29 protein-coding genes are annotated in these 25,181 nt (G+C 55.7%); 5 read left to right on the forward strand and 24 right to left on the reverse strand.

The annotated features are described in order from the left end of the window. The 10 genes from NR114_RS12715 to NR114_RS12760 all read right to left on the reverse strand — a co-directional run bounded on the left by NR114_RS12715 (position 1) and on the right by NR114_RS12760 (position 8,896). Positions 1-1,917, reverse strand: coding sequence for a transcription antiterminator (locus tag NR114_RS12715; protein ID WP_020831882.1), 1,917 nt, complete (start codon positions 1,915-1,917; stop codon positions 1-3). Positions 1,918-1,968: 51 nt separating this feature from the next. Continuing rightward, the gene (locus NR114_RS12720) at positions 1,969-3,186 is read right to left on the reverse strand and encodes a lactonase family protein (protein WP_256814144.1); all 1,218 of its coding nucleotides are present in this window, start codon (positions 3,184-3,186) and stop codon (positions 1,969-1,971) included. 151 nt (positions 3,187-3,337) lie between these two features. After that, on the reverse strand, positions 3,338-4,078 hold the full coding sequence (locus NR114_RS12725) for a KDGP aldolase family protein (protein WP_044553680.1): 741 nt from the start codon (positions 4,076-4,078) through the stop codon (positions 3,338-3,340). After that, the gene (locus NR114_RS12730) at positions 4,075-5,193 is read right to left on the reverse strand and encodes a DgaE family pyridoxal phosphate-dependent ammonia lyase (protein WP_020831886.1); all 1,119 of its coding nucleotides are present in this window, start codon (positions 5,191-5,193) and stop codon (positions 4,075-4,077) included. Before NR114_RS12730 ends, NR114_RS12725 begins: the two co-directional genes overlap by 4 nt. Next, complete coding sequence (locus NR114_RS12735) at positions 5,177-6,316, reverse strand: amidohydrolase/deacetylase family metallohydrolase (RefSeq protein WP_020831888.1); 1,140 nt, start codon at positions 6,314-6,316, stop codon at positions 5,177-5,179. Before NR114_RS12735 ends, NR114_RS12730 begins: the two co-directional genes overlap by 17 nt. 66 nt (positions 6,317-6,382) lie before the next feature. Continuing rightward, positions 6,383-7,033 (reverse strand): DUF4310 family protein, encoded by a 651-nt coding sequence (locus NR114_RS12740; protein WP_017894152.1) that lies wholly within the window; start codon positions 7,031-7,033, stop codon positions 6,383-6,385. 11 nt (positions 7,034-7,044) lie between these two features. Beyond that, complete coding sequence (locus NR114_RS12745; protein WP_012147073.1) at positions 7,045-7,821, reverse strand: DUF4311 domain-containing protein; 777 nt, start codon at positions 7,819-7,821, stop codon at positions 7,045-7,047. A 30-nt stretch (positions 7,822-7,851) separates the two neighbouring features. Next, the gene (locus NR114_RS12750; protein ID WP_129984019.1) at positions 7,852-8,148 is read right to left on the reverse strand and encodes a DUF4312 family protein; all 297 of its coding nucleotides are present in this window, start codon (positions 8,146-8,148) and stop codon (positions 7,852-7,854) included. After that, positions 8,148-8,513: a glycine-rich SFCGS family protein gene (locus tag NR114_RS12755; RefSeq protein ID WP_012147075.1), complete on the reverse strand. Its 366-nt coding sequence runs from the start codon at positions 8,511-8,513 to the stop codon at positions 8,148-8,150. Before NR114_RS12755 ends, NR114_RS12750 begins: the two co-directional genes overlap by 1 nt. A gap of 35 nt (positions 8,514-8,548) precedes the next feature. After that, complete coding sequence (locus NR114_RS12760) at positions 8,549-8,896, reverse strand: glycine dehydrogenase (protein WP_129984020.1); 348 nt, start codon at positions 8,894-8,896, stop codon at positions 8,549-8,551. Positions 8,897-9,321: 425 nt separating this feature from the next. Between NR114_RS12760 and rnk the strand changes: the two genes are divergently transcribed. After that, positions 9,322-9,732: a nucleoside diphosphate kinase regulator gene (gene rnk, locus NR114_RS12765; RefSeq protein WP_020831894.1), complete on the forward strand. Its 411-nt coding sequence runs from the start codon at positions 9,322-9,324 to the stop codon at positions 9,730-9,732. A gap of 39 nt (positions 9,733-9,771) precedes the next feature. Here the strand turns inward: rnk and NR114_RS12770 are convergent, their stop codons facing one another. Beyond that, positions 9,772-10,560, reverse strand: a complete 789-nt coding sequence (locus NR114_RS12770; RefSeq protein ID WP_046372548.1) for a sulfite exporter TauE/SafE family protein — start codon at positions 10,558-10,560, stop codon at positions 9,772-9,774. A gap of 120 nt (positions 10,561-10,680) precedes the next feature. Between NR114_RS12770 and NR114_RS12775 the strand changes: the two genes are divergently transcribed. Then, entirely contained in the window at positions 10,681-11,466 is a 786-nt protein-coding gene (locus NR114_RS12775) for a helix-turn-helix domain-containing protein (protein ID WP_256814148.1), read from the forward strand. Here the strand turns inward: NR114_RS12775 and cybC are convergent. Beyond that, on the reverse strand, positions 11,463-11,849 hold the full coding sequence (cybC, locus tag NR114_RS12780) for a cytochrome b562 (RefSeq protein ID WP_020831899.1): 387 nt from the start codon (positions 11,847-11,849) through the stop codon (positions 11,463-11,465). The two genes, NR114_RS12775 and cybC, sit on opposite strands and share 4 nt — an antisense overlap. Positions 11,850-12,041: 192 nt before the next feature. Then, a complete protein-coding gene (gene pmbA, locus NR114_RS12785) occupies positions 12,042-13,382 on the reverse strand; it encodes a metalloprotease PmbA (RefSeq protein WP_020831900.1) in 1,341 nt (446 codons plus the stop codon). A 177-nt stretch (positions 13,383-13,559) separates the two neighbouring features. On the opposite strand from pmbA, the gene yjgA reads away from it, so the two are divergent. After that, positions 13,560-14,108 (forward strand): ribosome biogenesis factor YjgA, encoded by a 549-nt coding sequence (gene yjgA, locus NR114_RS12790; RefSeq protein WP_020831901.1) that lies wholly within the window; start codon positions 13,560-13,562, stop codon positions 14,106-14,108. A gap of 30 nt (positions 14,109-14,138) precedes the next feature. On the opposite strand, the gene NR114_RS12795 is transcribed toward yjgA, so the two are convergent. The 5 genes from NR114_RS12795 to aaeX form a co-directional block, all read right to left on the reverse strand. Next, positions 14,139-14,438 carry a barstar family protein gene (locus NR114_RS12795; RefSeq protein WP_234530546.1) on the reverse strand — a complete coding sequence of 100 codons (300 nt, stop codon included), beginning with the start codon at positions 14,436-14,438 and terminating at the stop codon, positions 14,139-14,141. Positions 14,439-14,443: 5 nt separating this feature from the next. Beyond that, on the reverse strand, positions 14,444-14,893 hold the full coding sequence (locus NR114_RS12800; RefSeq protein ID WP_020831903.1) for a ribonuclease: 450 nt from the start codon (positions 14,891-14,893) through the stop codon (positions 14,444-14,446). A 243-nt stretch (positions 14,894-15,136) separates the two neighbouring features. Then, positions 15,137-17,104, reverse strand: coding sequence for a p-hydroxybenzoic acid efflux pump subunit AaeB (aaeB, locus tag NR114_RS12805; RefSeq protein ID WP_020831904.1), 1,968 nt, complete (start codon positions 17,102-17,104; stop codon positions 15,137-15,139). Further along, on the reverse strand, positions 17,104-18,039 hold the full coding sequence (gene aaeA, locus NR114_RS12810; protein WP_020831905.1) for a p-hydroxybenzoic acid efflux pump subunit AaeA: 936 nt from the start codon (positions 18,037-18,039) through the stop codon (positions 17,104-17,106). The genes aaeB and aaeA overlap by 1 nt, the downstream gene beginning before the upstream one ends. Positions 18,040-18,046: 7 nt before the next feature. Further along, on the reverse strand, positions 18,047-18,250 hold the full coding sequence (gene aaeX / locus NR114_RS12815; RefSeq protein ID WP_004936952.1) for a p-hydroxybenzoic acid efflux pump operon protein AaeX: 204 nt from the start codon (positions 18,248-18,250) through the stop codon (positions 18,047-18,049). A 440-nt stretch (positions 18,251-18,690) separates the two neighbouring features. On the opposite strand from aaeX, the gene aaeR reads away from it, so the two are divergent. Further along, entirely contained in the window at positions 18,691-19,602 is a 912-nt protein-coding gene (aaeR, locus tag NR114_RS12820) for an HTH-type transcriptional activator AaeR (protein WP_041415021.1), read from the forward strand. Here aaeR and NR114_RS12825 read toward each other — a convergent pair. Both NR114_RS12825 and NR114_RS12830 read right to left on the reverse strand, forming a co-directional pair. Continuing rightward, positions 19,565-19,942: a hypothetical protein gene (locus NR114_RS12825; protein ID WP_020831909.1), complete on the reverse strand. Its 378-nt coding sequence runs from the start codon at positions 19,940-19,942 to the stop codon at positions 19,565-19,567. The two genes, aaeR and NR114_RS12825, sit on opposite strands and share 38 nt — an antisense overlap. After that, positions 19,939-20,226, reverse strand: a complete 288-nt coding sequence (locus tag NR114_RS12830; protein WP_071844532.1) for a zinc ribbon domain-containing protein — start codon at positions 20,224-20,226, stop codon at positions 19,939-19,941. Before NR114_RS12830 ends, NR114_RS12825 begins: the two co-directional genes overlap by 4 nt. 208 nt (positions 20,227-20,434) lie before the next feature. Here NR114_RS12830 and NR114_RS12835 point away from each other — a divergent pair, with 208 nt between their 5' ends. Continuing rightward, a complete protein-coding gene (locus tag NR114_RS12835; RefSeq protein WP_048759909.1) occupies positions 20,435-21,379 on the forward strand; it encodes a nucleoside hydrolase in 945 nt (314 codons plus the stop codon). Positions 21,380-21,543: 164 nt separating this feature from the next. Here NR114_RS12835 and NR114_RS12840 read toward each other — a convergent pair whose 3' ends face one another. From NR114_RS12840 to NR114_RS12855, 4 genes are all read right to left on the reverse strand, one after another. Then, a complete protein-coding gene (locus NR114_RS12840) occupies positions 21,544-21,735 on the reverse strand; it encodes a DUF4926 domain-containing protein (RefSeq protein ID WP_071888886.1) in 192 nt (63 codons plus the stop codon). Between the two features lie 19 nt (positions 21,736-21,754). Further along, positions 21,755-23,212: a VENN motif pre-toxin domain-containing protein gene (locus NR114_RS12845; protein ID WP_256814152.1), complete on the reverse strand. Its 1,458-nt coding sequence runs from the start codon at positions 23,210-23,212 to the stop codon at positions 21,755-21,757. Positions 23,213-23,440: 228 nt separating this feature from the next. Next, complete coding sequence (locus NR114_RS12850; protein ID WP_129941629.1) at positions 23,441-23,743, reverse strand: hypothetical protein; 303 nt, start codon at positions 23,741-23,743, stop codon at positions 23,441-23,443. Further along, positions 23,740-25,181: VENN motif pre-toxin domain-containing protein (locus NR114_RS12855; RefSeq protein ID WP_306217658.1), on the reverse strand; the 1,442-nt coding region annotated here is incomplete at its 5' end. The genes NR114_RS12855 and NR114_RS12850, both read right to left, overlap by 4 nt.

Genomic DNA, 25,181 nt, shown 5'->3' on the forward strand with positions numbered 1-25,181 from the left:
CTAGATCCGACTCAAACAGTCCAGAGCCACCGCCTTGAAGCTATCGAAGTTGTTGCTGCCCAACAGGCGGCTCATTGACCGCTCGCGTACAAAGGTGACAAACAGCTCATAAATAGCCATCGCTTCTTCGTAATCGCTTTTGCTGATCGCCAACAGGAAGATCACGTGGGCGATTTCGCCCTCTCCCCAGACCACACCCTGCGGCGCCAGCAACGTCACCACCACGGTTTTTTTCGCCAACAGGCCCAGCGAGTGCGGCAGTGCGATCCCCTCGCCCAGCAGCGTGGAAACAATCGCCTCGCGCTCTACGACCGACGGATAAAAGTCATCACCCACGTAGCCTTCGCGCTCAAGTTGGCTGCACACTTTCTGAAACAATTGCGCCTGAGTCAGCGGCTCGTTCACCACCATAAAATGGTCGGCGTCGAAAAACTTCTCCAGCATATAGGGCTTGGTGCGATCCACCAGCACCAGCTTACCCAACTGTTCTAGCTGGTATTCGGTCGGGAACGGTGACATCACCACCACCGGTTTGTTCTTTTCACTGACCCGCGCGTTGGAAATGACAAAGTCTTCGTCGATATGATTGAGCACCTCGTAATCGCGTAGCGAAACGATGCGCGTCATCACCAACTGCGGGTATTTGCGTGCGATTTGCGCCTGGATCATCCGGACCGTCGAGTTGCCGGTATCGCAGACCAACATCACCTGCGGATGGCGCTCATAACCAATGTTGTAATGCCGCTCCAGGCCAACGCCAATGTGCAGCACCAAATAGCCGATCTCGTTTTCACTCAGGGTGTAAGGCGTGTATTTTCCCCAGCTCGATACGGCCGCCAGCGTCACGTCGTAGGCCATCGGGTAGTGCTGCTTGATGTTCGCCAACAGCGGGTTGGGGATATTAATCTGGTATTTCACCCGGGTGATCATGGTTTTGATGTGGGTGAGCAGATCGGCCCGCAGCTGTTTGTCCCCCTGCAGGTTGTAGTTATAGTGCGAATTGATATACGACAGGATGTAATCCACCAGCGCTTCTTCATCGTCGGCGTTGATCTCGGTCGGCTGCACCTCCTGCACACGACGCGCGGCGATGTTGACCCGTAAATAAGCCTCCTCCGCCATCGAGACCTCTTTGCCACTGGCTTTGCGTAACTCCCCGGCTAGCCAGGTAGAAGCCTTACGCACCGCGTCATCACCGTCCTCAACGTCAAAATCCGGTAACGGATAGCCGTCGGTAATGCGCCGTAATGCCACCGCACAGTAGAAAATCAGGTACTGTTCACCTTCGTCGGTCAGACGAATAGCATATTGAGACAACAGCGGATGCAACAGCCCGGCAAAGGTCGCCACCTGCGGTTGCTGCAGGATCTCATTGTTAAGCAATGGGTTTTCGGCGTCGGCCAAATGCAGTTGGAATAACAAGTCGGTCAGGCAAGCGCGGATCGCCATCTCCGAGCCGAACAGCTTCATGCCGTAGCGCGGCTTGGTCTCGATGGTCAACTGATAGTGCGCCAGGCGCTCCCTCACCTCAGCCATGTCGTTTTGCAGCGTGCCGCGGCTGACAAACCATTCGTCGGCTAAATCTTCCAGCTTCAGAGAAAAGGCTGAGGTCAAAAAACGAACCAGCAGATAGTGTACCCGCTCCTGTGCGCTGCGTGGCGTGGCGTGTTTTTTACGCTCCTGATGCTGCAGGGCGCTGAACAACCTGGCGTCATCCACCTGCAGGCGATAGCCCGCACCGCGGCTATGCACAAAGTGCGCACCATATTTTTCCAAAATATCGTTCAGCGCGGTGATATCAGCCCGCACGGTTCGGGTGGACACGGCAAAACGCTTCGCCAACTCGTCCTGCGGCAAGGTTTCAGACTGCAAAGCATCGAACAGATAGGCCAAACGCGGGTAGGGAAATCGCACCATTCTCTTTCCGTCAATTAGAGTGCCCGCCAGGAGGATCCGGCGGGCAACAAGTTATTTGGCTAGCGGCAAGAACACCATTTGCGAGGGACTACCGACCGGCGTATAGCCTTCAACAAAGCTGAGTTTGCCACTGGCCTTATCCACGCTGAAACGGGTGACGTTATCGCTGCGTTGATTCATCGCATACAGATAGCGCCCGTCCGGACTCAGCGTTAACGAGCGCGGATAATCCCCGCGCGTCCAGGTTTCCGCCACCGAATGCAGCTCGCCGCCACTGCCAACGCTGAACTGCGCGATGCTGTTATGCAGCCGATTGGCCACGTACAGATTTTTGCCATCCTCGCTCAGCACCAGGCCGGCGGCGAAGTTGGTGCCCTTATAATCGGCTGGCAGCGAAGAGACCACGTGCAACTGTTTCAGAGTACCTTTTTGGTTATCAAAACGGTAGCTGGTCAGCGTGGAAGCCTCTTCGTTCACCAGCAGCAAGGTTTTCCCGTCCGGATGGAACACGAAATGACGCGGCCCGGCGCCGGCGGAGGATGCCGCGATCCACGGCGGATCGTTCGGCGTTAACTGGCCGCTGGCATCGTCAAAGCGCCATTGATAAATACGATCCAGCCCCAGATCGGTGGAGAATACAAACTTGCCGCTCGGATCGCTGGCGATCATATGTGCATGCGGGCCGTTGTGATCGCTGATGGCAAAGCTGCCCTCCACCGCCGCCTCCGGCTTGCCGGCCCCTGCCGGTCCTTGCTGTTGCTGCACCGAACTGGCCGTGCCCAGCTTGCCGTCGCTTTCAACCGGGAAAGCCGCTACGGTGCCGCTGACGTAGTTTGCCACCAACAGATGACGACCGTTTGGCGTCAGGAAGAGATAAACCGGCCCCGCCCCCTGCGCATCAACCTGATTGAGCTGGGTCAGGCTGCCGTCCGTCGGATTGATACGGTAAGCAATAATGCCGCCATGTTGAGTCCCGTTAAAGTCCGCCACTTCGCTGGCGACATACAGCGTCTGGCCTTTGGCATCCACGGTAAGCTGTGCTGGGTTCGGCTGGCTGCTGGCCAGGGTTCTGGCGCTCAGTGCGCCGCTGACCGGATCGACCTGCACCCGGTAAACGCCTTCGCCGTTAGGGTTGTAAGTACCGATATAAGCAAAATGAGATGACGTAGATTTCATTGCATCCTCAGCATGAAGCGCCGGGCTAGCCATCGCCAGCAGCGCCAGAGTGACTGCAGTTCGCAGGGTGGAAGATGTTTGCCAGTTTCGCATAGTTATCCTGATGGTATACCCGTCGTCTTTCAAGCCACAGCGTTGTTAGCTGCAACTTGAAAGCCAGAGGGGAAAGATAGCGGCGCGGTGTGCCCGCGCCTGGGGATACAGAGCCTGCGCCTCCCTGCCTTACGTCATCCGATAATGCGCTTTAACCCACCAGCTTTTTGGTGGTCGCCAGCAGGGCTTTTACGTCCTGTGGGCGGGTGTTACCGGTGCTGGAGTCGATGATTGAGCTATAGATGTGCGGGATCACACGCTTCACGCCGGCAGCCAATGCGATCTCAACGATCGGCTCGAAGTTTTCCAGATCGATACCGCCGGTCGGTTCCAGCATAAAGTCATGCTCGGCACAGGCTTTGGCGACATACTCGTACTCCTCTCTGCATGCCAGTCCGCCCATCGGGAAATATTTGATTGAGCTACCGCCCATGTCTTTCAACAAGGCGATGGCGGTTTCCACCGGCACAATGCCGTCCGGCGCGGCAGCGCTCAGCGGCCCCGTCGAAATTTTTACCCAGCCAACGCGGCCGGTTGGCGACACCAGACCGTTCACCACGCTGTCATTCTGCCCCAGCAGCGCACGGCTCGCGCCCACGCCGGTAAACACCTGATTGACGTGCTGCGGCTGTACCCGCTGGGAAATCAGGCTGACCATCGCCGATTGTTTAGGATCGCCTGCGCCCAACCCTACCGACAGCGCATTTTCTATCAGACGCGCATAACGCTGCATGTCCGCAACTGCACTGTCGACGTCCGGGTAGTTCTTGGAAAGCACCCCTACCAGCACATGCCCTTCTGCCGCCGCATAAATCTCCTGCGCGTTGTCTTTCGAACCGGCCAACACGTTGAGGCACACGCGATCGCGATAGTAGTTAGGTTGCAGCTTCATGCTTGTTTCTCCGTGAACAGATTTTTAATACAGGTGAAAACGGTCATCAGCTGTTGCTGATCAACGCTGCGCACGTCCACTTCAATCTTGCCTTCGTTAGCTTTATAGCCACGGAAGTAGATAGCGATCTCGCCGGTTTTCAGCGCCTGCACAATGTCGTAGGTCGACCATCCCAGCACCGCTTCGTCGAACGTGATTTCTGCCCGTGCGATATCACGCCCGGCGCTGTCCCAGACGGTTTTGGCACTGATACCCGTCAGGGTATTCAGACTGTCGATAAACGGCGTCATTCTTTCAACCATCTGCTGCCCGGTGGTTTTCTCCAGCCGCAGGTAGCTTTCTATCGCCTGCGTCAGGCCGAGGATGCCCTCTTTGCCGACCTTCATCGCCCGGCCGATACCGCCGGTTTGCAGCTTCACCCATTCGACGTACTGTTTCTTGCCAATCACCAGACCGCTGGTCGGGCCTTCGATGGCCTTGGCGCCGCTGTAAACCACCAGGTCGGCTCCCATCTGGTAGTAGCACAGCAGATCTTCTTCCGCCGCGGCATCGACGATCAGCGGCAGGTTATGTTTGCGCGCCACCACCACCGCCTGCTCAACGGAAAGAATGCTTTTCTGCACGCAGTGGTGTGACTTGATATAGAGGATCGCCGCCGTTTGCGGCGTAATGCAGGCCTCGAGCTGCTCGGCGGAACACTCGTTGGCGTAACCGGCTTCAACCACCTTACCGCCACCCAGCGCCACCATGGTATCGACCGGCGCACCAAAGTTGACGTTATGACCGCGCGGCAACACGATTTCGCGCGGAACGGTAATAGGCGCGGAGTGCAGGTTCACCAACAGGTTGGCGTTGTCTTTGACGATCAGCGCCGCCACTGACTGGGCAATGCCCGCCGAGGCGCAGGAAACCACCACCGCGCTTTCGACATTCAGCAAATTGGCGATGTAGGCGCCGGTTTTGTCGACCAGATCCTTGATTTCGAAGTAGTGGTTCATGCCGTAATCCACGGCATCAATGACGTCCTGGCGCGGCGTAGACACGCCGAGTGCAGTCATGCGACCTGAAGTGTTGATGACCTGTTTTAAATTATATTTTTCATAAATCGAAGACATGAGCGGCTTTCCCTTCATCGGTTAATAGGATTTCCCCGGCCACCACGGCGGCCAGCGGAACCAGCAATTGTTGACCCTCGGCCGACTGCCCTTCTGAATCGGCGAACACCTGTGGCCCCTGACGGAGCTCGAACAGCGTGAAATCGGCATCGCAGCCCGGTTCTAGTCGCCCCTTATGGGAAAGATGCAGCGCCGAGGCGGCATTTTCCGTAACGCAGGCAATCACCTGCGGCAGCGATAGCCCAACGCTGAAGAATTTGGACATCACCGTCGCCAGGCTGTGTACCGGCCCGGCCATCCGGTTGCGGCAGTAGATATCGGAGCTGATGGTATGCGGCAAAATGCCAAGCGCTATCGCCTGGCGCGCCACCTCGAAGCTGAAGCTGGCGGTGCCGTGGCCAACATCCAGCAGGACGCCGCGCTTTAGCGCGCGCTGGATAGACTCACGCAACGTGCCCGCCGGCGTCAGAATGCGATTCGGTTTGCCGTTGTAGCAGTGAGTGATAATGTCGCCACGGGTTAGCAGATCGGCTATTTCATCCAGGTCTGGCGGGTTATTGCCGATATGAACCATCAACGGCAACAGGTTATTTTCTTGCTGGATCTCTTTGGCCAGCACCAGCGGCCGGATGCCGTTCTGGCCAACGACGCTGCTGCTCATGCGCGCCTTGATGCCGATGACAAAACCGGCATGTTTGTCGATCGCCCGGCTGACTTTCTGTTTGTCGATGTCTGCCAAATCAGCCAGTTCGTTCTGACGCAGCAGGCCGATGCGCGAAATGTTCAGGAAGGCGAAAACGTTGGTTTTGCTGCTGCGCGTCAGCGTATAAAACGCATCCACATCGTCGGTGCCGGTGCTGCCGGCATCCACCACCGTGGTGACGCCACAGGCCGTCCCGACCAAGTCCGGTTGGTCATGGTAAATCGGCGAAGAGGGGTAGCAGTGCACGTGGGAGTCGATCCAGCCGGCGCTCAGGCGGCAGTTACCCGCCAGATCCAGTCTTCGATGGGCGTGGACGTCGTCGGCCAATTGACCCACTTCGGCAATCTTGCCGTCTTTGACCGCCAGATCCACCAGCCGATCATCCGCCAGTCTGGCGCCTGTGATTACTAAGTCATACATACCGCATTACTCCTTTTACAGCCTGGGGACGGCACCGCGTACCGCCCCCAGCAATCACGTTCGTGATTAGGCGATAGCTACCGGGAAAATGGCCCCTAACAGCATCGCACCGAGGATCGCCCCACCGGTGATCGGCTTATTCCAGATATAGAACAGCAAGGCGCCAAGCAGCGAGCCGATACCGATCGGAATGGAAGCGGTCATCGCCGACAAGATGATCAACGGCCCCAGGAAACGCCCCGAGGAGTTACCGGCGCCCATCATCACGTCCGCCCCGTAGGTGGAGTTGCTCTGATTGATGGTAAATTTACGCGCCAAAATGATCAGGTAGCCAATCGCCAGGCCAATCACCAGGCCGGTCACCAGCGAGGCGGCAAAGTTAGCGACCGGGAAAATGATCCCCGCCCCCAGCAGCAGCGCCGGAACCCCCAGCCCCACGCCGGTCTGGATCGCACCGCCGATGTCCAGGATCCCCACCAGCGAACCTTCAATGATGCGGGCAAACAGGAAGCTGGCCCCGAAGGCCGCCACGGCACCGTAAACGCCAGTGTCCATTCCCGCACGCAGCATGGAAACAAAGGCCACTTCGTTAAACGCGCCGATGCCGTACAGGTAGTACATATGCGTTCCGGCGAACACGCCTGAGGAAAGCAGACCGACAAAAATCGGGAATGACCAGTCGGCATACCAGAAGCCTTTTTGGGTTTGTTCTTCCATTATCCAGCTCCTTATTTACCGCTCAGGGTGTTGTGAATGGCGTCCAACCAACCCGGCACGCCAAGGCTGAAGGACTCGAGGACTTTCATGTCGAAGCCGCGGAAGAACCCGCTCAGCACGAACAGCAGCACGATCACCGCCATCATGATCTTGGTGATTTTGTTCCAGCCGCTCTCTTCCACGCCTTTACCGATCAGGATGCCCAGCACCAGCCCCGGTACGGCGTTGCCCATAATCAGCTGCGCCAGGCCGCCGAAGATGGTGCCCCAGAAGCCGGAACGGCGTCCGGCGTCGATCGCCGCCAGCCAGAAGATCACCGGCATCACGGTATTCACCAGCAGGTTTGCTGCCGGCACCAGCACCTTGATCGCCGTCACCTGCAATGCGGCAGGCACGGCGGAAGCGGTGGTATTCAGGAAGGCCACAACCAGCATGCCGATGATGCCGCAGGCGATAGCCATTTTTTTCGGATCGTGCAGCGTTTGCGCCAGGTTGCGGTTTTTGACCATCAACGCAGCAGCGCCCCAGTGTGGAATAATGCGGTGGTCAACGTCCTGCGTGAAGGCCCCTGCTGCCACGGAAGACGCCCAGGCGTTGAAGAAGAAGCCCAGACCGAATGAGAAGTGGGAAGCCGGGTCACCCTCGCAGGAGTTCAACTCGCCCAAGGTGCGGAAAGCCCCCATGCCCTGTGTCGTCGGAGCATGGAACATACGTGCGGCGCCGGCCCCTACGCCAACCCCCACCAGTCCGCCGATAATAAGCGACTTAAATAAGATGATTAAAAACATCAGTATACCCTTTGATTTATGCTAACGTTTTTATTTCGCGACGAAGACAACTTCTTCTGTATTGATCATTGTCACGTTCACGGTTATTTCCAGAGCCACGAAGTAGCTTTTTCTTTCGCGCGGCAGAAAGAAAAACAGAAACTTTTCTTTTGTTATTTTCTCTTCTGCTTTTAATACGCTGACATCCTGCGGTTCAATACGCAGCAGAATATTACCGGTGGATTTTAATACCGCGCCCTGCACATTGGCCAAGGCGGAAGCAAAAGCTTTCGCTTTGCTGTCGCCCTTACCCTCCACCTTTACCGACGTTGTATATTGTTCTTTCATTACGGGTTGCCGTGTTTTTTGACGTAGGCTTCAACCAGTCTTTGACCCAGCTCTTCTTTATCCATAAAACCAAAACCCAATACGGTGCAGCCTTCGTTTATTGCCGTCACGCCCTCATCAATAGAACGCATGCCGTATTTGGCTTTGTAGCCGTATTTAGTCTGGGCGGTAATGGCCCCGGCACCGCCGCTGCCGCAGAAAGAAATGCCCAGTTGCGCGCCTTCCGCTTTCATCACGTCACCCAGCTTCATGTCGGCCGCCACACCGGGGATCACGATGGCTTTTCCGCCTGCGTTTTCAATACCCTGACCCACTTTCTGACCTTTACCCAAACGATCGCCAATCACTACGGTAATCTGACCCATGGTATTTTCTCCTGATTAATTTAATTCGGTAAATGCTATTGGTTATTATCTTTTGCCACTTCAAAATGTACGGAAAGCAAATAAGCCTCTTCAATCGGAAGAGTGGTGAATTGGTCGACTATCCGCTCCGCCATTTGCATGGATTCCGCCGAAATCTCGTCAAACAGTGATTTATCGACTTCCGGTAATGGCTCGCCGGTTATTGAGCGCAACACCATGGCGCGAATATGCGACTCCAGCATCTGTTGCTGCACCGCATTGGTATAAATATCTTCGGCGTTTAGCATGGCGGTAATATCAGCCAGCACCCGTTCGGTTATCGCCCCGGCCGTGCTGACGTCAGGTTGTTCACTATTTTCTCTCGCAGCAGATCCATCATTCACTTTTCAGTTCCCCTAGATCCAAACATGATTCCGTAAGTCGCACAGCACATCACCTGAATAAGCCGCCTTCTCTGATGCCTTTACCCTAACCCCGGGGAGATATTCTGTGTACTCTGTTTTTTTCCAGTTGAAAGTGGAAATTCAATGACCGTCAGGGATCCATTTCGCAAAATAAGCATCTGCCAGATAATTCAATTAGATTACAAAAAGATATCGCCACAAAAGGTTTCCAGTTGAGCCAAGGGAGGTGAAAAGCTTCGTGATCGGGATCTCTTTCTTTTCCCGGCTTAACCGCCTACTATCGGTAAGACAATTCGACATCAACAACACCCCCGTACCTCTGGCGCGGGGGTTTTGCTTTTGTGCTGTTTTTCCGAATTTATGGGCGCGTTACCCGACGCCTTTTGATTTGACTGGAGAGTGGAATGACCAAGCCAACCATTACTATTAATGAGCTGGATGCGGAACGCCTGGATGCGCTATTGGAACAACCGGCCTTTGCCAACACCGATGTCGCGGCTGCGCTGAACATCGAGTTGGATCGCGCCGAAATTCTGCCGCCGTCCCAGATCCCGGCCAACGTAGTGACCATGAACAGCCGCGTACGTTTCCGCGATCTGCATACGGCAGAAGAACACGTGCGTACGCTGGTTTACCCGGCTTCGCTGAAGGATAGCCACGAACAGCTGTCGGTGATGGCGCCGCTGGGCGCAGCGCTGCTGGGCATGCACATCGGCAACCAGATTACCTGGCAGTTGCCGAACGGTGAAGAAGCGCGTATCGAAGTGCTGGAACTGTTGTACCAGCCGGAAGCGGCGGGTGAATACCACCGCTAAGCGGTTTTCAGGGCGGTGACCAGCCGCCCTTTCTGTCTCTTACACACCGATGGCGATCAAAACCAGGATCAGCAACAGCACGTAAATTCTGGCATGCAGCCGATCATTGACCTTCGGCAGCCACTTCCTGGCAACCACCGTCCCCACGACACCGCTCGTCACCAACTGCCCGAGCAGGGCCAGATTGACGTAACCCAGATAGTGCGGCCCTGTCATTTCCCTCCATCCCAAACCGACGTACATCAATGCCCCCACGACGGCGACAGGGATCGACAACGCATTGGCCGAACTGACGCAATGCCGCATCTCGAACCCATGGCGACGCAACAGAGGCACCGTCATCACGCTCCCCCCTACGCCGAGCAGGGTCGCGATGACACCAATCAGCGGGCCGCCGATCAACAGAGTCGATGGTGAAAGTGCAGCGCGTACCGGCTTAACCAAAAACCCCGGCCTGAACAGACAATCCGCAATCGTCACCAGGATGTAAATCACAAACAACAAGCGCACCGTGCCGTCCGCCAACAGGCTGGATGCAAAAGCCCCCAGCACCGCCCCCATCCCGATATAAAAAATGAGCGGAACCAGAGTTTCACGCAGCAGGTTGCCACTGCGCCACTGGGCAAAAGTGGCGTAACCTGCCGTGAAAATCATCACCGCCGTCGAGGTGGCCACTGCGATATGCATCGCCTGACCAGGCTGTTCCCCCGAGGCGATCACCAGATGGTAAACCAGTGGCACCACCACAAAACCACCGCCAAAACCGAACACGATGGTCGTCATACCGGTAACAACGCCGGTCAACAGCACGAAAATAATATCCACCATAGCCGCAGGCACTCCTGAGTAAAGATGTCGAGCGGCAGCATAAAACACCGGATTTTGGCTTGCTTCATATCAAAGGCCAACTATCATTGCGTTTCGGCCAACTGTTCAGCGAAAGGCTTTATGCGCAATCGACATATTGACGATCTCGACTCGGTGCAAAGGCCCGTGATTGCTATTGGCACCGACTACCCAAGGGGTTACCTGCTGCCTATGCACCAGCATCGGCGCGCTCAATTGCTTTACGGCGCCACCGGGGTAATGCACGTGTTCACCCGTCAGGGGAACTGGATTGTGCCGCCTCAGCATGCGGTGTGGCTGCCCCCACAGATGGCGCATGAAGTAAGAATGGTCGGCGTCACGACCCGCAGCCTGTACATTGAACCGGCCGCGTTGTTGGTTGATCCACCACAGGATTGCCAGGTGGTCAGCGTAACGCCGCTGATGCGCCAACTGTTGATGGCCGCCGTCGATATGCCACTGGATTATGATGGGCAAGGCCGGGATGGCGCGCTGGTTAGCCTGCTGCTGCATGAGCTGGCCAATCTACCGCCTCTGCCGCTGCATATCCCCCTGCCGACGGACCGGCGACTGAGTGAACTCTGCCAGCAATTCCTGCAACACCCTGATGCGCACGATTCACCTCAGGCATGGGCTGCGCGGCTGTATATGAGCATCCGCAGTTTCAGCCGCCTGTTTCGCGCTCAGACAGGAATGTCCTTCTCACAATGGCGTCAGCGTGCCTGCGTGGTGTTGGCGCTGGCCCAATTGGCCGAAGGCAGCAGCGTGACGCAGGTGGCTCTGGAACTAGGGTATGAAAGCAGCGCGGCGTTTGCCACCATGTTTCGCCGCGTGCTGGGGCAAGCGCCGTCGTGCTATCTGGCTTCAGAACGGCGCGAAAGGGGTTAGCGGAACTTCTTGTGGTTAGCGTCGCGGGTTTGTTTGAAGCCCTGCGCGACCTGCTTGGCTTCGGCCAGCTTGCCTTGATTGGCCAGCGCCAGCGATTGGTCGATCTGACCGATCAGCGTGTCCAGCCCGTGGTGGAAATCTTTTATCTCCGGGCTATCGGGCGCTTTGTCCTCCAGCTTGGGCGGCGTGCTTTGCTTTGCATCCACTGCGGCGGCGCGCATGTTCTGCAAACTTTGCTTCAAGGTATCCGTGGAGTCAGTGCTCAGCACCGTTTTGTAATTGCCTGCGATGGTATCCATATCGTCGGCCAGATCGGCCGCGACCGCCAGTGAACTGGCGCCCAGCAGCGCCAGCGCCATCAGCGCTTTCAGTTTGTTCGACATGCTTGCTCACCTTCCAGTTATTGTTTTAGTGGTCCCCTTTTAGGGCCGTGCGCCGCCATTGACCACGCCATGACGCAGCACAGCCTAAACATAGGCAAGGGAGCAGAAAACCGAAACCGGAGATTTGTAAGCAAGGTTAAAACAGAGGAAGGGGAAACGGCTGGCAACGGGAGCGGCCAGCCGTGGCGAACATTATTGACCGGCGATTTTCATGTCCGGCAGTAAAACGGAGCCGCACTGAATATTGCTGCGGGTTTCGATGTCGCTGCCCACGCTGACAATATTGCGCAGCATATCCTTGAGGTTGCCGGCGATGGTGATCTCGCTGACCGGATACTGGATCTCGCCGTTTTCCACCCAGAAACCGGCGGCGCCACGCGAGTAGTCACCGGTGATACCGCTAACGCCCTGGCCCATCAGTTCGGTCACCACCAGGCCCGTGCCCAGTTGCTTCAGCATGCCGGCAAAGTCATTACCCTGCCCGGCAATGCGCCAGTTGTGAATACCGCCTGCGTGTCCGGTGCTGTGCATACCGAGCTTGCGGGCTGCATAGCTGGTCAGCAGCCAGGTTTGCAGTACGCCATCTTTAACGATGTCGCGCCGTTGGGTGCGTACACCTTCGCTGTCGAACGGCGTGGAAGCCAGGCCTTTCAGCAGGTGCGGGTGTTCTTCAATGGTCAGCCAGTCCGGCAGGATCTGCTTGCCCAAAGAATCCAACAGGAAGGTGGATTTACGGTAAACGCTGCTGCCGCTGATGGCGCCAACCAAATGCCCGAACAGGCCGGTCGCCACTTCGGAAGCGAACAGCACCGGGGCGGTCATGGTAGACAGCTTGCGCGGTGCCAGACGCGACAGCGTGCGGCGGGCACATTCCTGGCCCACCCATTCAGGGCTTTCCAGATCGCCCATCGCACGGCCGATGGTATAGGCGTAGTCGCGCTCCATATCGCCATCCTGCTCGGCAATCACGCAGCTCGACAGCGAGTGCCGGCTGGAACAGTAGCTTTGCAGCATGCCATGACTGTTGCCGAACACCTTGATGCCGTAGTGGCTGTTAAAACTGCCGCCTTCGGTATTAGTGATGCGCTTGTCAGCCGCCAGCGAAGCCTGCTCTGCGCGAGCAGCCAATTCGATACCGCGTTCGGCGTCCAGTTCTGCCGGGTGGAACAGATCCAAGTCCGGTGCATCAAACGCCAACAGGTCCTTTTCCGCCGGGCCGGCGTTCGGATCTACCGAGGTGTAACGGGCAATATCCAGCGCCGCCTGCACGGTGCGGGCAATGGCATCCGGGCTGAGATCGGTGGAAGAAGCGCTGCCTTTGCGTTGCTGGTGATAGACGGTAATGCCCAACGCGCCATCGCTGTTGAACTCAACGTTCTCCACTTCGCCAAAGCGAGTGCTGACGCTGATACCGGTAGATTTGGTCACGGCAACTTCTGCCGCATCAGAACCGGCGCGCGCCAGTTCCAAAGCCTGTGAAACGGCCTGTTCCAGCGCCTTGCGCTGTTCTGCAACTTGAGTGACTACTTTCATCAATCTGCCATACTTAATCAGAAAATCGTTGAGAAAAGTGCCGTGGCGGCGTGGTTGCGCGCGGAGTCACGCGCAAAAATCATGTGATTTATACTTTTGAGTCTAACAGGAACCGCGTGGAATTTCGCATAAAGCCGGCAACCTGTTAGGATTAGCCTCTTTTTAACGGAGCCTACCATGAACAAACAGCCTGAAGACTGGCTCGACGATGTCCCGGAGAACACGGACGAGGACGATGACGAGATTATCTGGGTCAGTAAAAGTGAAATTAAACGCGATGCCGAAGCCCTGAAAGACCTGGGGACCGAACTGGTCGAACTAGGTAAAAACGCGCTGGAACGCATCCCGCTGGACGAAGATTTGCGCGCCGCAGTTGAGCTGGCGCAGAAGATCAAGAAAGAAGGCCGCCGCCGTCAGCTGCAGCTGATTGGCAAAATGCTGCGCGCCCGCGATGTAGAGCCGATCCAAACCGCACTCGACAAGCTGAAGAACCGCCATAACCAACAGGTTTCGCTGTTCCACAAGCTGGAAGCGCTGCGTGACCGTCTGGTGGAAGAAGGTGATGACGCGATCCCGTCGATTCTGGCGCTGTATCCGGAAGCCGACCGCCAGCAGCTGCGCTCACTGGTGCGTAACGCACAGAAAGAGAAAGCCGCTAACAAGCCGCCGAAAGCTTACCGTCAAATTTTCCAATACCTGCGCGATCTGGCCGAAACCGCCGAATAATCGCCGCCGTCACCACGGGATGAACCCGATTCATCCCCGGTGATGTGCAGGTTCACCGCTGCTTTCACGGATATTGAAACGCAGGCTGCCTTCCAGTTCTTCTTCCGCCTCTTCAAACAACAGGATAATCGCACCAAAGCGACGTTTGCTGCGGGCGTTGAGATGGGTAAACTCAATCTCGACCGGCAGGCCGATATCCGCCGTCACCACGTCCCACAGCGCGTCAAGATTGGCACCAAAAGCCTCATCCAGTGCAAACTTATGCGCAAAAATGCGGTAAAACGCCGGCAGATCGCTAATCTGATTAAAATCGAACTCTACTTTTGCCATCAAGCTCACTCCACCCGAATGAAGTTTTTATAATGGTCACGCGTGACAAAAATCAGGCCATCACTGGAATACAGCAGGCGATCGGCACCACGCCGGCCGCATTGGTAATTGATATCCGCCTCGCGCCATACCCGGCTGCGGGCCGCAGGCAGTTGTCCTTCACGGTTTGAGAAACGGTCGCCACCAATTGCCTTGCCCGGCAGCACCGAACACAGGTTGCCGTTACGTGCATCCCATCCCTGCTCGCGCGCCTGTTTTTTGGTGATGTAATAATCCGGCAGCCGCTGATGCTGCTGCAGGTAGCTCACCACCCTTTTTTGCTGCGTCAGTTGGTCAATACTCTGGCCTTCGGCCACCGCCGGTACGTTGGTAATCGCCCGATCGTTACCACGCAGTGCGCTAAAACCGGCTATCACAATGGCGATAACTACCGCCACGAGGATCCGCTTATTCATTGCTGTCCCTGAATTATGGCCGACAAGGGTGCACCGGCACCCATGCTAGTTGGATTTATAGATGAAGAGGATGAAGCAGAGATGACTGGTATGTAACGTTTTCACTTCAGGGAAACCACGCCCCACAACCTGCAACACCCATTCAAGCTAATCATGCCATTGTGCAGCGCGTCTGGCACTCAGTGCAACTCTGAAACAGGCCTCTATCAGGCAAGTATAGCCCCGGCAGGGGCGTTTGGCGTATCAGTCGATCAACGCGTGGCGGTAGCGATGCAGCATGCCGGCCAGGCGTTTTACCGGATCGGTAACGCTGAGCGGTGCGTGATAATCCACCAGCTTTTGCTGATAGTCATTCATTTCGTCCAGCAGCCGATCGTAATAGTAAGCGCGCTTCACGTCGTTCTTGGCCGAAACCACATGATCGGCAGTGTTGCGAATCTGCTTGTGGAACGCCGAAAGTTCTTCGCTAACCGGGATCTCCGCCCGCTGCATGCGCTGATGAGCAATGATCAGGTTCAGCGCCAGCCGGTATTTGGCGATGTCGTTCGGGAACATCATCAGCAGTTGGTTAAGCTGCTGATACAGCGCCGGCAGATGGTTTTGCCGACGGCGCGACGCCTTGGTGGTCAGTGCCGATACTGCGCTGCTGACAAACTGGTTCAGCAGCGTGCGGCCGGTGCGCTCACGTGAATTATCGCGGATCAGCAACAGCACCATCAACCCCACGCAGCTACCGAGGAACTGGCCAAGCGCACCGTCGAGAAACTGAGTGACGTTGAATTCCATCGGGTTACTCAACACCAAAATGTTGATGGTCCCCGCCAGCAAGCCGAGCGAACCCAGCCGCCTTTTCTGCACTTCGATACCGATGAAAAACGCCAGCAGCCCGAGGCTGAGGCACAGCAGCAAAATGCTTTGCTGGGTCGCCGGCAGGATCACCATAAAGAACAGCGAACCGACCGGGATTGCCGCCAGCATGCCCAGCACAAAATCCATTGCGACCATACGCGGCGCGGGGGTACGCATCGCCAGCGAGGTGATCACCGCAATGATCACCATAAAACCGCTGCCGGAGGTCCAACCGGTCCACAGCCACAACAGGCTGCCGAAGGTCGTCGCCACAAAGGTACGCAGACCGTTGATCATCGCGTGATGGCCTTCCGCCGACGTCGGTTTGATCACCACCTCACTGCTCAGCACACTTTCTTCCACCGCGCTGATGCTGCTGTTGGTGTGCACGCCTTTAGCCAATAACAGATAACGCGTGGCCGCCCCGACCCAACTGCTGATGGTCAGCAAGGTTTCGTCGGTGCGGTTGGTGGTCAGCACCTGGCGCAACAGCTTCATGCGCTTGTGAATTTCCTGCGGGGTATCCGCCGGCACCATCAGCAGTTCGCGAATATTCTCTTTCACCGCATCCGGATGATTCAGCAGGATTAAATACGTCTCGCAGGCCTGGGTAATCAGCGTCAGCGACAGCGTATGCAACGCCTGAACACGGCGGTTCACCTTTTGCCAGCGTGAAGACTCCATCATCAGATTGCTGCGCATGCCGTTCAGCGCAGTGGTGCTTTTCACCAGGTTGCTCCAGGCGCGGTCAATGTCTTCTTTCTCGGCATCGCTGATGCACATCTGCATCAAGCGGTACTGATCCACCAACAGTTGATCCACCGCGCGATCGATATCCTGCTTGATCGATCGCGGCGAGAACAACAGATCCGCCAGCACTGCGCTGACGATCCCCAGCACGATCTCGCTGCAGCGCTCAATGGCGAACTGCGGCGCTTCCAGCAGGTGGGATTCGCTGGTGGCGACCGTCACGATAATGATCAGCGCGGTATAACCGGCCAACCCCCAGGCGTAAGAATTCTCGACTTTAATCAGCGAGGACAACCAGGTACAAAAACCGGCCCAGATACAGCACAACAACAGCATCACAACGGGCGCACGCGCCGTAGTGACGATAATCGCCAGGCCGACGAAACACCCGATAAAGGTACCGATGATACGCAGCCAGCCGCGGTGGCGGATAGCGCCGGAGAAGGGTTCGCCACCGGCGGCAAAGGCCGGGCCGGCGGCCACGATGGCGGCGGTCATCGCCGACCAGCGTGGCGTTTCCAGATTGAGGTGGAAGCCGACAAACAGGGCAAACACAATGGCAAAACTGAGCTTGAAGGCAAATCTCAGCCTGATAAAGGTTGGGTTATTCATTAACCGAACTCACGCAGCCGATGCATCAAACGCACAAAAGGCGAGCCGCTGTCGGTAGCGCGATCGTTCTTGCCGGTGATCACCACGGTAGCCGTGGTACCTGCCGGGTACGGATGCAATTGGTCTTTGTCATCCAGCAGAATTTTCACCGGCACGCGCTGTGCCAGGCGCACCCACTCCAGGTTGCTGTCGATCGACGCCAGCCCTTTGCTGTTCACGGTGCTGCTGCTGTTATTGACGGCAGCAGCCACGCTGTCGACGGTGCCATGCATGATACGGTTACTGCCCAACGGGGTAATTTCCGCACGATCGCCTTTGTTCAGACCATGCAGCTTGGTTTCTTCCAGATAGGCCAAAATATAGAAACTGTTTTTCTTCACCAGCGCCACAGCAACTGAACCGCGGGTAATGTACTCACCGGCATGCACGTTCAGGTTTGTGATCCAGCCATCGGCCGGTGCGCGCACTGTGGTACGTTCCAGGTCCAGCTTCGCCAGTTCACGCGTCGCTACAGCCTTCGCCAACTGATGTTCTACGGTTTGCAGAACGTTATTCGCCTGGTCTATTTCTTCCTGCGACATCGCCTGCACGCCCAAGCGAACACGACGACCCGCCTCCCTTCTTTTTTCCGCTGCCAAGGTCTGGTAGTAGGCCACGTCGGCGTTAGCTTCCGCCAGAGCCTGCTGGTAGCGCGGCTGGTCGATCACCAACAGCACCTGCCCTTTCTTGACCAACTGGTTATCCACCAGCGGCACGTCGGTCAGCAGCCCGGTAACGTCCGGCGCTATCGCCACCACGTCGGCAGTAAACTTGGCATCACGCGTCCAGGGGGACTCGGTGTAAAACACCCAGGCTTTGAATACGGCGACGATCCCCAGCAGGACCAGAATCAGAGTGATCGCGATTCGGGTTATTTTTATTGAAAAATTTTTCACAGCGACCTCAAACGAAAAGACATGAAATCAGATAGAACAAACAGCAGTACAGCGCGGTATTGAACAGCGCTGGATGCCAGACAAAATCGTAGATCCCGGTAGGCTGCAGCAGACGGCGCAGCAAGAAAAACAGCGCCAGCGAGACCAGCAATTCAAAAAATACCGGGGGGAACGACAGTCCGAAAATGACCATAACCGGAAGCAAACTCATCAATTTTTCCTTATTACTCACTGCACCGGGCGTAACCCTTTATACCCGTCATCTTTCAAGTTGCAGCGCTGTTATCTGCACTCGCTCACCTCAGTTACTTACTAAAGTAAGCGCCTGGGGTGAGCGAGCTGGTCGCCTAGCTGCAACTTGAAAGCTATAGGGTATATTTCATTCACATTCTCTTTACATTTTAGCCGACACGCACCACAAATTCCGCCCCAGACAGGTTGTCCAGGCCACGAACCTGAAAAAAAGGTAAACTCTGGAACGTACATCCGCGATAGGGAATGCGAGGATACCGGAGGGATCGGCCACGACGTCGGCGCCGATCGCACTCGCGCGTTGATAAGGTCTTTCCACCCGACCTCGTTATATTAGCGTGCTTACTATCAACTCATCAACAATCTGTGATCTAAATCACTTTTAAGCCAGAGTGAATAATGGAACGATTAAAACGGATGTCGGTATTCGCCAAAGTGGTTGAATGCGGGTCATTTACTGCGGCGGCACGCCAACTCGATATGAGCGTTTCGTCTATCAGCCAGACCGTCTCCAAACTGGAGAATGAGCTACAGGTTAAACTGCTTAACCGCAGCACCCGCAGCATTGGCCTGACGGAAGCCGGAAAAATCTATTACCAGGGTTGTCGTCGCATGTTGTTGGAAGTGAGCGAGGTGCACGAACAGCTGTACGCGTTTAACAATACGCCGACCGGCACGCTGCGCATTGGCAGCTCGTCCACCATGGCACAAAACGTGCTGGCGACCATGACTGCCGATATGTTGAAGGAATATCCTGGCCTGACGGTGAACCTGGTGACCGGTATTCCGGCGCCGGACCTGATTGCTGACGGGCTGGACGTGGTGATCCGTACCGGTGCGCTTCAAGACTCCAGCCTGTTCTCCAAACGTCTGGGATCCATGCCGATGGTGGTCTGCGCCGCCAAAAGCTATCTCAGCCAGCACGGTACGCCGCAGAAGCCCAGCGACATGGTCAACTTTTCCTGGCTGGAATACAGCGTGCGGCCGGATAGCGAATTCGAACTGATCGCCCCCGAAGGCATAAGCACGCGTATTGCGCCGCAGGGACGTTTTATCACCAATGATTCACAGACCATGATCCGCTGGCTGAAAGCCGGGGCCGGCATCGCCTATGCGCCGCTGATGTGGGTGATCGAAGAGATCAAACGTGGTGAGATCGAGATCCTGTTTAAAAGCTATCATGCGGATCCTCGCCCGGTGTACGCGGTGTACACCGAGAAAGATAAGCTGCCGCTCAAGGTGCAGGTGTGCATCAACTACCTGAGCGATTACTTCAAGCGCGTGGCGGAAGTTTATCAGGAGTATCGCTGAGCAAAATACGGCGTGCCAACGCGCCAAGCAGCAGCAAGGCCAGCATGCCCAGCCCCCAAACCAGCCAGACAAGGTACCCAGCCCAGGTGATCAACTGCGGGAAATAACTCGCCAGCCAATCCCCCAGTTGCTGCAACAACGGTAACCAGCTTTCCAACAGCGCCTGCGGCACCAGGCTAAGCAACCCCGCCAACGGGGGCGCCAGCTCCGCAGAACCCCTTTGTGCCAGCCCCGTCAACGACGGTAGCCAGGCCAACACGCCAGAAGCTCCCCAGGCCAGCAGCGTCCATAACGTCATGGCCGCCAACAGGACGACCAGACTCCATCCTGATTTGGTCATGGTTGCCCTCCGCTGACCGCCGTACCACACTGCTGGCAGAAACGGCTCCCCGGCGGCAGCGGCGCCGAACACCCGCGGCAGGACGCTGACTCCGTTTCGAAAGGTTGGCCGCAGCGGTGGCAGTAACGGGCACCGGGCCGGTTAGGCGCCTGACATTGCAGGCACTGCGGGCCCTGATCGCCATGCTGGTTATAACGGTTACCATGGTGTCCGCCCCCGTGCCGCGAACGTGAGTGGCCACCACCAAAGCCACCTTGTCCCAAAAGCTTTTTCAACATGCTCATCGCTCTTCACCTCTTTGCTGTACGCCAGGACTCAATGTAAACCCTGGAGTAAACTCCAGGGTAAAGCGCTGCGAGAGGGATTTACGTTTAATTACATCCTAAGATCAGCAACGCTTTGATGTGGCTAGCAAAAAGCATCATCTGTCATTACCTGGCCTGCTGCCGGTGCGCTATGCTGCGGAGACCTCTCCCTGCATCAGGAATAAAAATGAAAAAAATCATACTGGACTGCGATCCGGGGCATGACGATGCTATCGCCATGCTGCTGGCCTGGGGCAATCCGCAGATCGAGCTGCTGGCCGTCACCACCGTGGTGGGCAATCAAACGCTGGATAAGGTGACCCGCAACGCGCTGGCTGTTGCACGTATCGCCAATATTACCGGCGTGCCCTTCGCCGCCGGCTGCACACGGCCGCTGGTGCGGCAAATCGAGGTTGCGCCCGATATTCACGGCGAGTCCGGCCTGGACGGCCCGGTTTTACCTGAGCCAACGCTGACGCTGGAAACGCGACACGCGGTAGATTTGATTATCGACACCATCATGGCCCATCCGCCAGGCAGCGTGACGCTGGTCCCCACCGGCGGCCTGACCAATATCGCCATGGCAGTTCGTAAAGAACCACGGATTGCCGAACGGGTGAAGGAAGTGGTGCTGATGGGGGGTGGCTACCACGTGGGGAACTGGAGCGCGGTAGCGGAATTCAATATCAAGATTGATCCGGAAGCCGCGCACATCGTTTTTAATGAGAAATGGCCGCTGACCATGGTCGGGCTGGATCTGACCCATCAGGCGCTCGCCACCCCAGAGGTGTGTGCACGCATTGCCGCCATCCAAACCGGACCAGCCAGGTTTGTCGGCGAATTGCTCGAGTTCTTTGGCAAAATGTACCAGCAGGCGCAGGGGTTCAGTGCACCGCCGGTGCACGATCCCTGTGCGGTGGCCTACGTTATTGCCCCCGATGTGATGACGGTGCGAAAAGTCCCGGTAGATATCGAACTCACCGGCACCCTGACACTGGGCATGACGGTAGCCGATTTCCGCACAGCACCACCGCCCGACTGCCATACGCAGGTAGCAGTAACGCTGGATCAGGATAAATTCTGGGGTTTGGTGGTGGATGCTCTAGAGAGGATTGGGGACGTGAAGATTTAATGAACGGTTAACGAGCCGGGCATTACCGATGCCGAACAACTGGAGCTCACCGCCGCACCCGGTGTTATTCGGTTGCTGTGGCGGGAGGACGAAGTTTTTAGGGCATAGATGTAAAAATCCCGGCCAGTTGGCCGGGATTTTTGAGTATTATTAAAAATATATTATTACCTTGATGATTCAATGTCGTCAGGGTAAACAGTCAAAACATCTAATGTATCGCCTTCACTATCAACGAACTCTACTTCATAAGCTAAAGTAGGTTCTTGATATATCATAACAACTGCCCCACTACATCCTTCGAGTACAGTGTCAGACAAGTCTTTTTTTGCTTTAACAACATCGTATTCTTTAATCATAAAGTAAATACCAAAATATTTATTTCTTAGCTGGAATAGCTGTTACGAGCCTAACCACGCCATCATTATTCTCGATCCAACCAAATTTAACGTTAATTGTTCTACCATTCTTACCAGTTATTGGTATTAGCTGATCATATTTAGTACCGAACTGCGTTTCTGCTGTTTTAACAGCTTTACTGGAGACAAAAACGATTTGTTTCGCAAGCTCGTTTAAGTTTGTTTTGTTAAAACCAAGAGCACTATCGAACCATTCCGCCTTGCTTCCTCCGATAGGATGTTGTTTATCCAACAGATAGTTAGCTAACTTTTGATCAACACTAACTTGTGTTTCTACTCTATTTGTAATCGAATTTATGGCGCTGCCGTTTCCAACATTCTTCGCAGCATTAGCCGCCACAGCTTCAGCTTTCGCAGCCGTTGCCTCTGCCGCTGTCTTACCGATACCTACCGCACCACCGGCCCCAACACCGCCCGGTACGATAGCTTCCGACATCTGGATACCGGCATTATTCAGGCACAGCACCACATTACCCGCACAAGCCTGTATCGCTGCTTTCGCTGCCGCTGCTATTTCAGGCGTGGCCGCTGTCAGTAAACCACCACCAAGACCCGCCGGAAGCGCCACCATCAGCGCATCGTTCATCGCCAGCCCTTTCTGGCAGGACGCTGAACCTGGGTCAGTGCTGCAAGACGCGATATTCTTGCCGTGATCCTGCACGAACTTGGTCTGGGTCTCTTCATTGCCACCCAGCAAGTTATTCTCCACCGCATTCTTACCGGCCTGCGAAGCCGTTACCGCCCCTGCCGTACTGTCTGAAGCTATCCCGCCGGCCAGTCCTGCGGCCAGTTGGCTCAAAGCACTGACCTCCTGCTTCTCACCTTCTGTCAGACTGCTTATGTCACGGCCCGGGAACCTTATCTCTGTTATCACCCGCGCGGCCAGCTCGCCACCGCCCGCACCCACCGCACCGGCTACCGCAGACTGGTTGTTCAGTTGCGCAGTTATCGCCCCCAATAACGCATGCGCCATTGCGTTCGCTGCCACGTTATTTTCACCGACCCGCGCCTTGATTTCTCTCGCCAGATACGGTGCCGCTCCGCTCGCCAAAGCGCCGGCCAGATTGTTCCTCGCCAACGCCTGCAGCACGCCCGTTACCGCCTGCGCGGCCTGTTGCATATCGCTGCTGGTGCCGTATTTCTGCATCTCGGCCTGATATTCCGGCGTTTTACGCAACGCTGTCGCATCCAGCCCCGGATGCTTGTCCTTTGCCTTCTGCAAGCCATTGATATCACCCTGGGTGCGGACAATATCCATCGTCTGCCCGGCGATTTCGCCGATCAGCTGCGCCTGCTTCAGCCGGTTCTGCTCTTTCTCCTTGTCGAAGATCGGCCCGATACTGCCATTGGCGTTATCCGTATCCCGGCTCAACGCATTCACATCTTGCTGCTGGTTGGCCCCATCGCGAATAACCACGCTACCGCCCGACACCGCAGCCTTGGTCGTGCCTTCTGCATGCCTTTTAGAACGGCAATTTGATCATCGACATAACTGGCTCACCGAGTACGGCATCACCAACCCGAAACCTCTGAAGATCACCGCCGCACCCGGTGTGATCCGGTTACGACACAGGGAAGAGGAAGTTTTGAGGGCTTAGGAAGCAAAGATCCCGGCCAGTTCAAGTTGGCCGGGATTTCAATATTGCTAATTTTTCAATAAATGTCTTAATTGTTTTAAAGATCCTTGTATATCCGGATCTTCAGGGTCAATACTTTCATTTCTAAATAAAGCAACCGCATAAACCTGTTCTAAAACAAACCAATGTTCATGGAATTCATTTTTCCATTCCACATCAACAGATTGCAAACAAAATAATAAACCTTCTAAATTATCAATCAGCTTTTTAAGCGATATTTTGTTCAATGAATATAAATCCAACATTTCTCCCATCAAGGAAAGCTGGCGTTGATCATATTCGCTCAATGTCATATCAGAAAGTAAAATCATTGCTTTATTTTCCCATAATCAACAGTAACAACAGTTCCACTTTTGGTATCCGTAATCACCGTTATATTATTCTTACCATCGTAATATGCCGTTGTACCCGGTCTTTTACCTACCACAGCATTTTCTGGGCGTATCGCATTTTCTACTGAGGTCGGCGTAATGCCTTGACGTTGCATACGATCCAGTGAGTGACTGGAGTAATCTCGACTGTTGATTATTGTCGGTTTATTCGAACCATCAATTACATTTAGCGGATTACCTTTCGAACCAGTTGGAGTTTTTGCTGATATTTCAGAACTAGCTTTATTAATCAGCTTAGATGCTTCAGCAACATCACCTTTCTTCAGCGCCTGCTGCGCTCCTTTAATTGCTTTGCCTGCAACATCTCCCAGTCCTGGGACAAGCCCTATTGTAGCTGCCAGATAATCTATCGCGCTCTGCGCTTCTGCAAAACTCTTGATATCCCCGACCACAGGCACAAAATCTACACCGAACGAGGCCATATCTTTCAGCTCATCCCGGCGCTGAGTGTACATCTTCACTGAGCACGCTTCTGCACTCATTCCGGCACAGTTCTGCTGTTTATAGCGTTTATTTTCTGCTTCAACGCGATCTTCAGCGACCTGCTGAGGTGTCTTACCCTGCGATGTTGCATCTATCAAATCACTCAGCGAGTTATTCTCTACCGCATTCTTACCGGCCTGCGAAGCCGCTACTGCTCCTGCCGTACTGTCTGAAGCTATCCCCCCTGCCAGCCCTGCGGCCAACTGGCTCAAAGCACTCATCTCCTGCTTCTCACCTTCTGTCAGACTGCTTATGTCACGGCCCGGGAACCTTATCTCAACTATCACCCGCGCAGCCAGCTCGCCACCGCCCGCACCCACCGCACCGGCTACCGCAGACTGGTTGTTCAGTTGCGCAGTTATCGCCCCCAGTAACGCATGCGCCATTGCGTTCGCTGCCACGTTATTTTCACCGACCCGCGCCTTGATTTCTCTCGCCAGATACGGTGCCGCTCCGCTCGCCAAAGCGCCGGCCAGATTGTTCCCCGCCAACGCCTGCAGCGCGCCCGTTACCGCCTGCGCGGCCCGTTGCATATCGCTGCCGGTGCCGTATTTCTGCATCTCGGCCTTATATTCCGGCGTTTTACGCAACGCTGTCGCATCCAGCCCCGGATGCTTGTCCTTTGCCTTCTGCAAGCCATTGATATCACCCTGGGTGCGGACAATATCCATCGTCTGCCCGGCGATTTCGCCGATCAGCTGCGCCTGCTTCAGCCGGTTCTGCTCTTTCTCCTTGTCGAAGATCGGCCCGATACTGCCATTAGCGTTATCCGTATCCCGGCTCAACGCATTCACATCTTGCTGCTGGTTGGCCCCATCGCGAATAACCACGCTACCGCCCGACACCGCAGCCTTGGTCGTGCCTTCTGCATGCC

Origin of the sequence: Serratia sp. Ser99 (genome assembly GCF_024519545.1) — a bacterium.
GTDB lineage: Bacteria > Pseudomonadota > Gammaproteobacteria > Enterobacterales > Enterobacteriaceae > Serratia > Serratia liquefaciens.

Excerpts from the sequence above, each read along its gene's own strand:
- aaeB (WP_020831904.1), bottom strand. The coding sequence starts at position 17,104 with ATGAATAACCCAACCTTTATCAGGCTGAGATTTGCCTTCAAGCTCAGT.
- NR114_RS12725 (WP_044553680.1), bottom strand. The coding sequence starts at position 4,078 with ATGAAGCTGCAACCTAACTACTATCGCGATCGCGTGTGCCTCAACGTG.
- NR114_RS12795 (WP_234530546.1), bottom strand. The coding sequence starts at position 14,438 with ATGGCAAAAGTAGAGTTCGATTTTAATCAGATTAGCGATCTGCCGGCG.
- pmbA (WP_020831900.1), bottom strand. The coding sequence starts at position 13,382 with ATGAAAGTAGTCACTCAAGTTGCAGAACAGCGCAAGGCGCTGGAACAG.
- aaeX (WP_004936952.1), bottom strand. The coding sequence starts at position 18,250 with ATGAGTTTGCTTCCGGTTATGGTCATTTTCGGACTGTCGTTCCCCCCG.
- NR114_RS12850 (WP_129941629.1), bottom strand. The coding sequence starts at position 23,743 with ATGATTTTACTTTCTGATATGACATTGAGCGAATATGATCAACGCCAG.
- NR114_RS12770 (WP_046372548.1), bottom strand. The coding sequence starts at position 10,560 with ATGGTGGATATTATTTTCGTGCTGTTGACCGGCGTTGTTACCGGTATG.
- NR114_RS12750 (WP_129984019.1), bottom strand. The coding sequence starts at position 8,148 with ATGAAAGAACAATATACAACGTCGGTAAAGGTGGAGGGTAAGGGCGAC.
- NR114_RS12735 (WP_020831888.1), bottom strand. The coding sequence starts at position 6,316 with ATGTATGACTTAGTAATCACAGGCGCCAGACTGGCGGATGATCGGCTG.
- NR114_RS12840 (WP_071888886.1), bottom strand. The coding sequence starts at position 21,735 with ATGATTAAAGAATACGATGTTGTTAAAGCAAAAAAAGACTTGTCTGAC.
- NR114_RS12740 (WP_017894152.1), bottom strand. The coding sequence starts at position 7,033 with ATGGAAGAACAAACCCAAAAAGGCTTCTGGTATGCCGACTGGTCATTC.
- NR114_RS12775 (WP_256814148.1), top strand. The coding sequence starts at position 10,681 with ATGCGCAATCGACATATTGACGATCTCGACTCGGTGCAAAGGCCCGTG.
- cybC (WP_020831899.1), bottom strand. The coding sequence starts at position 11,849 with ATGTCGAACAAACTGAAAGCGCTGATGGCGCTGGCGCTGCTGGGCGCC.
- aaeR (WP_041415021.1), top strand. The coding sequence starts at position 18,691 with ATGGAACGATTAAAACGGATGTCGGTATTCGCCAAAGTGGTTGAATGC.
- yjgA (WP_020831901.1), top strand. The coding sequence starts at position 13,560 with ATGAACAAACAGCCTGAAGACTGGCTCGACGATGTCCCGGAGAACACG.
- NR114_RS12745 (WP_012147073.1), bottom strand. The coding sequence starts at position 7,821 with ATGTTTTTAATCATCTTATTTAAGTCGCTTATTATCGGCGGACTGGTG.
- NR114_RS12825 (WP_020831909.1), bottom strand. The coding sequence starts at position 19,942 with ATGACCAAATCAGGATGGAGTCTGGTCGTCCTGTTGGCGGCCATGACG.
- NR114_RS12830 (WP_071844532.1), bottom strand. The coding sequence starts at position 20,226 with ATGAGCATGTTGAAAAAGCTTTTGGGACAAGGTGGCTTTGGTGGTGGC.
- NR114_RS12730 (WP_020831886.1), bottom strand. The coding sequence starts at position 5,193 with ATGTCTTCGATTTATGAAAAATATAATTTAAAACAGGTCATCAACACT.
- NR114_RS12835 (WP_048759909.1), top strand. The coding sequence starts at position 20,435 with ATGAAAAAAATCATACTGGACTGCGATCCGGGGCATGACGATGCTATC.
- NR114_RS12755 (WP_012147075.1), bottom strand. The coding sequence starts at position 8,513 with ATGGGTCAGATTACCGTAGTGATTGGCGATCGTTTGGGTAAAGGTCAG.
- rnk (WP_020831894.1), top strand. The coding sequence starts at position 9,322 with ATGACCAAGCCAACCATTACTATTAATGAGCTGGATGCGGAACGCCTG.
- NR114_RS12800 (WP_020831903.1), bottom strand. The coding sequence starts at position 14,893 with ATGAATAAGCGGATCCTCGTGGCGGTAGTTATCGCCATTGTGATAGCC.
- NR114_RS12720 (WP_256814144.1), bottom strand. The coding sequence starts at position 3,186 with ATGCGAAACTGGCAAACATCTTCCACCCTGCGAACTGCAGTCACTCTG.
- NR114_RS12715 (WP_020831882.1), bottom strand. The coding sequence starts at position 1,917 with ATGGTGCGATTTCCCTACCCGCGTTTGGCCTATCTGTTCGATGCTTTG.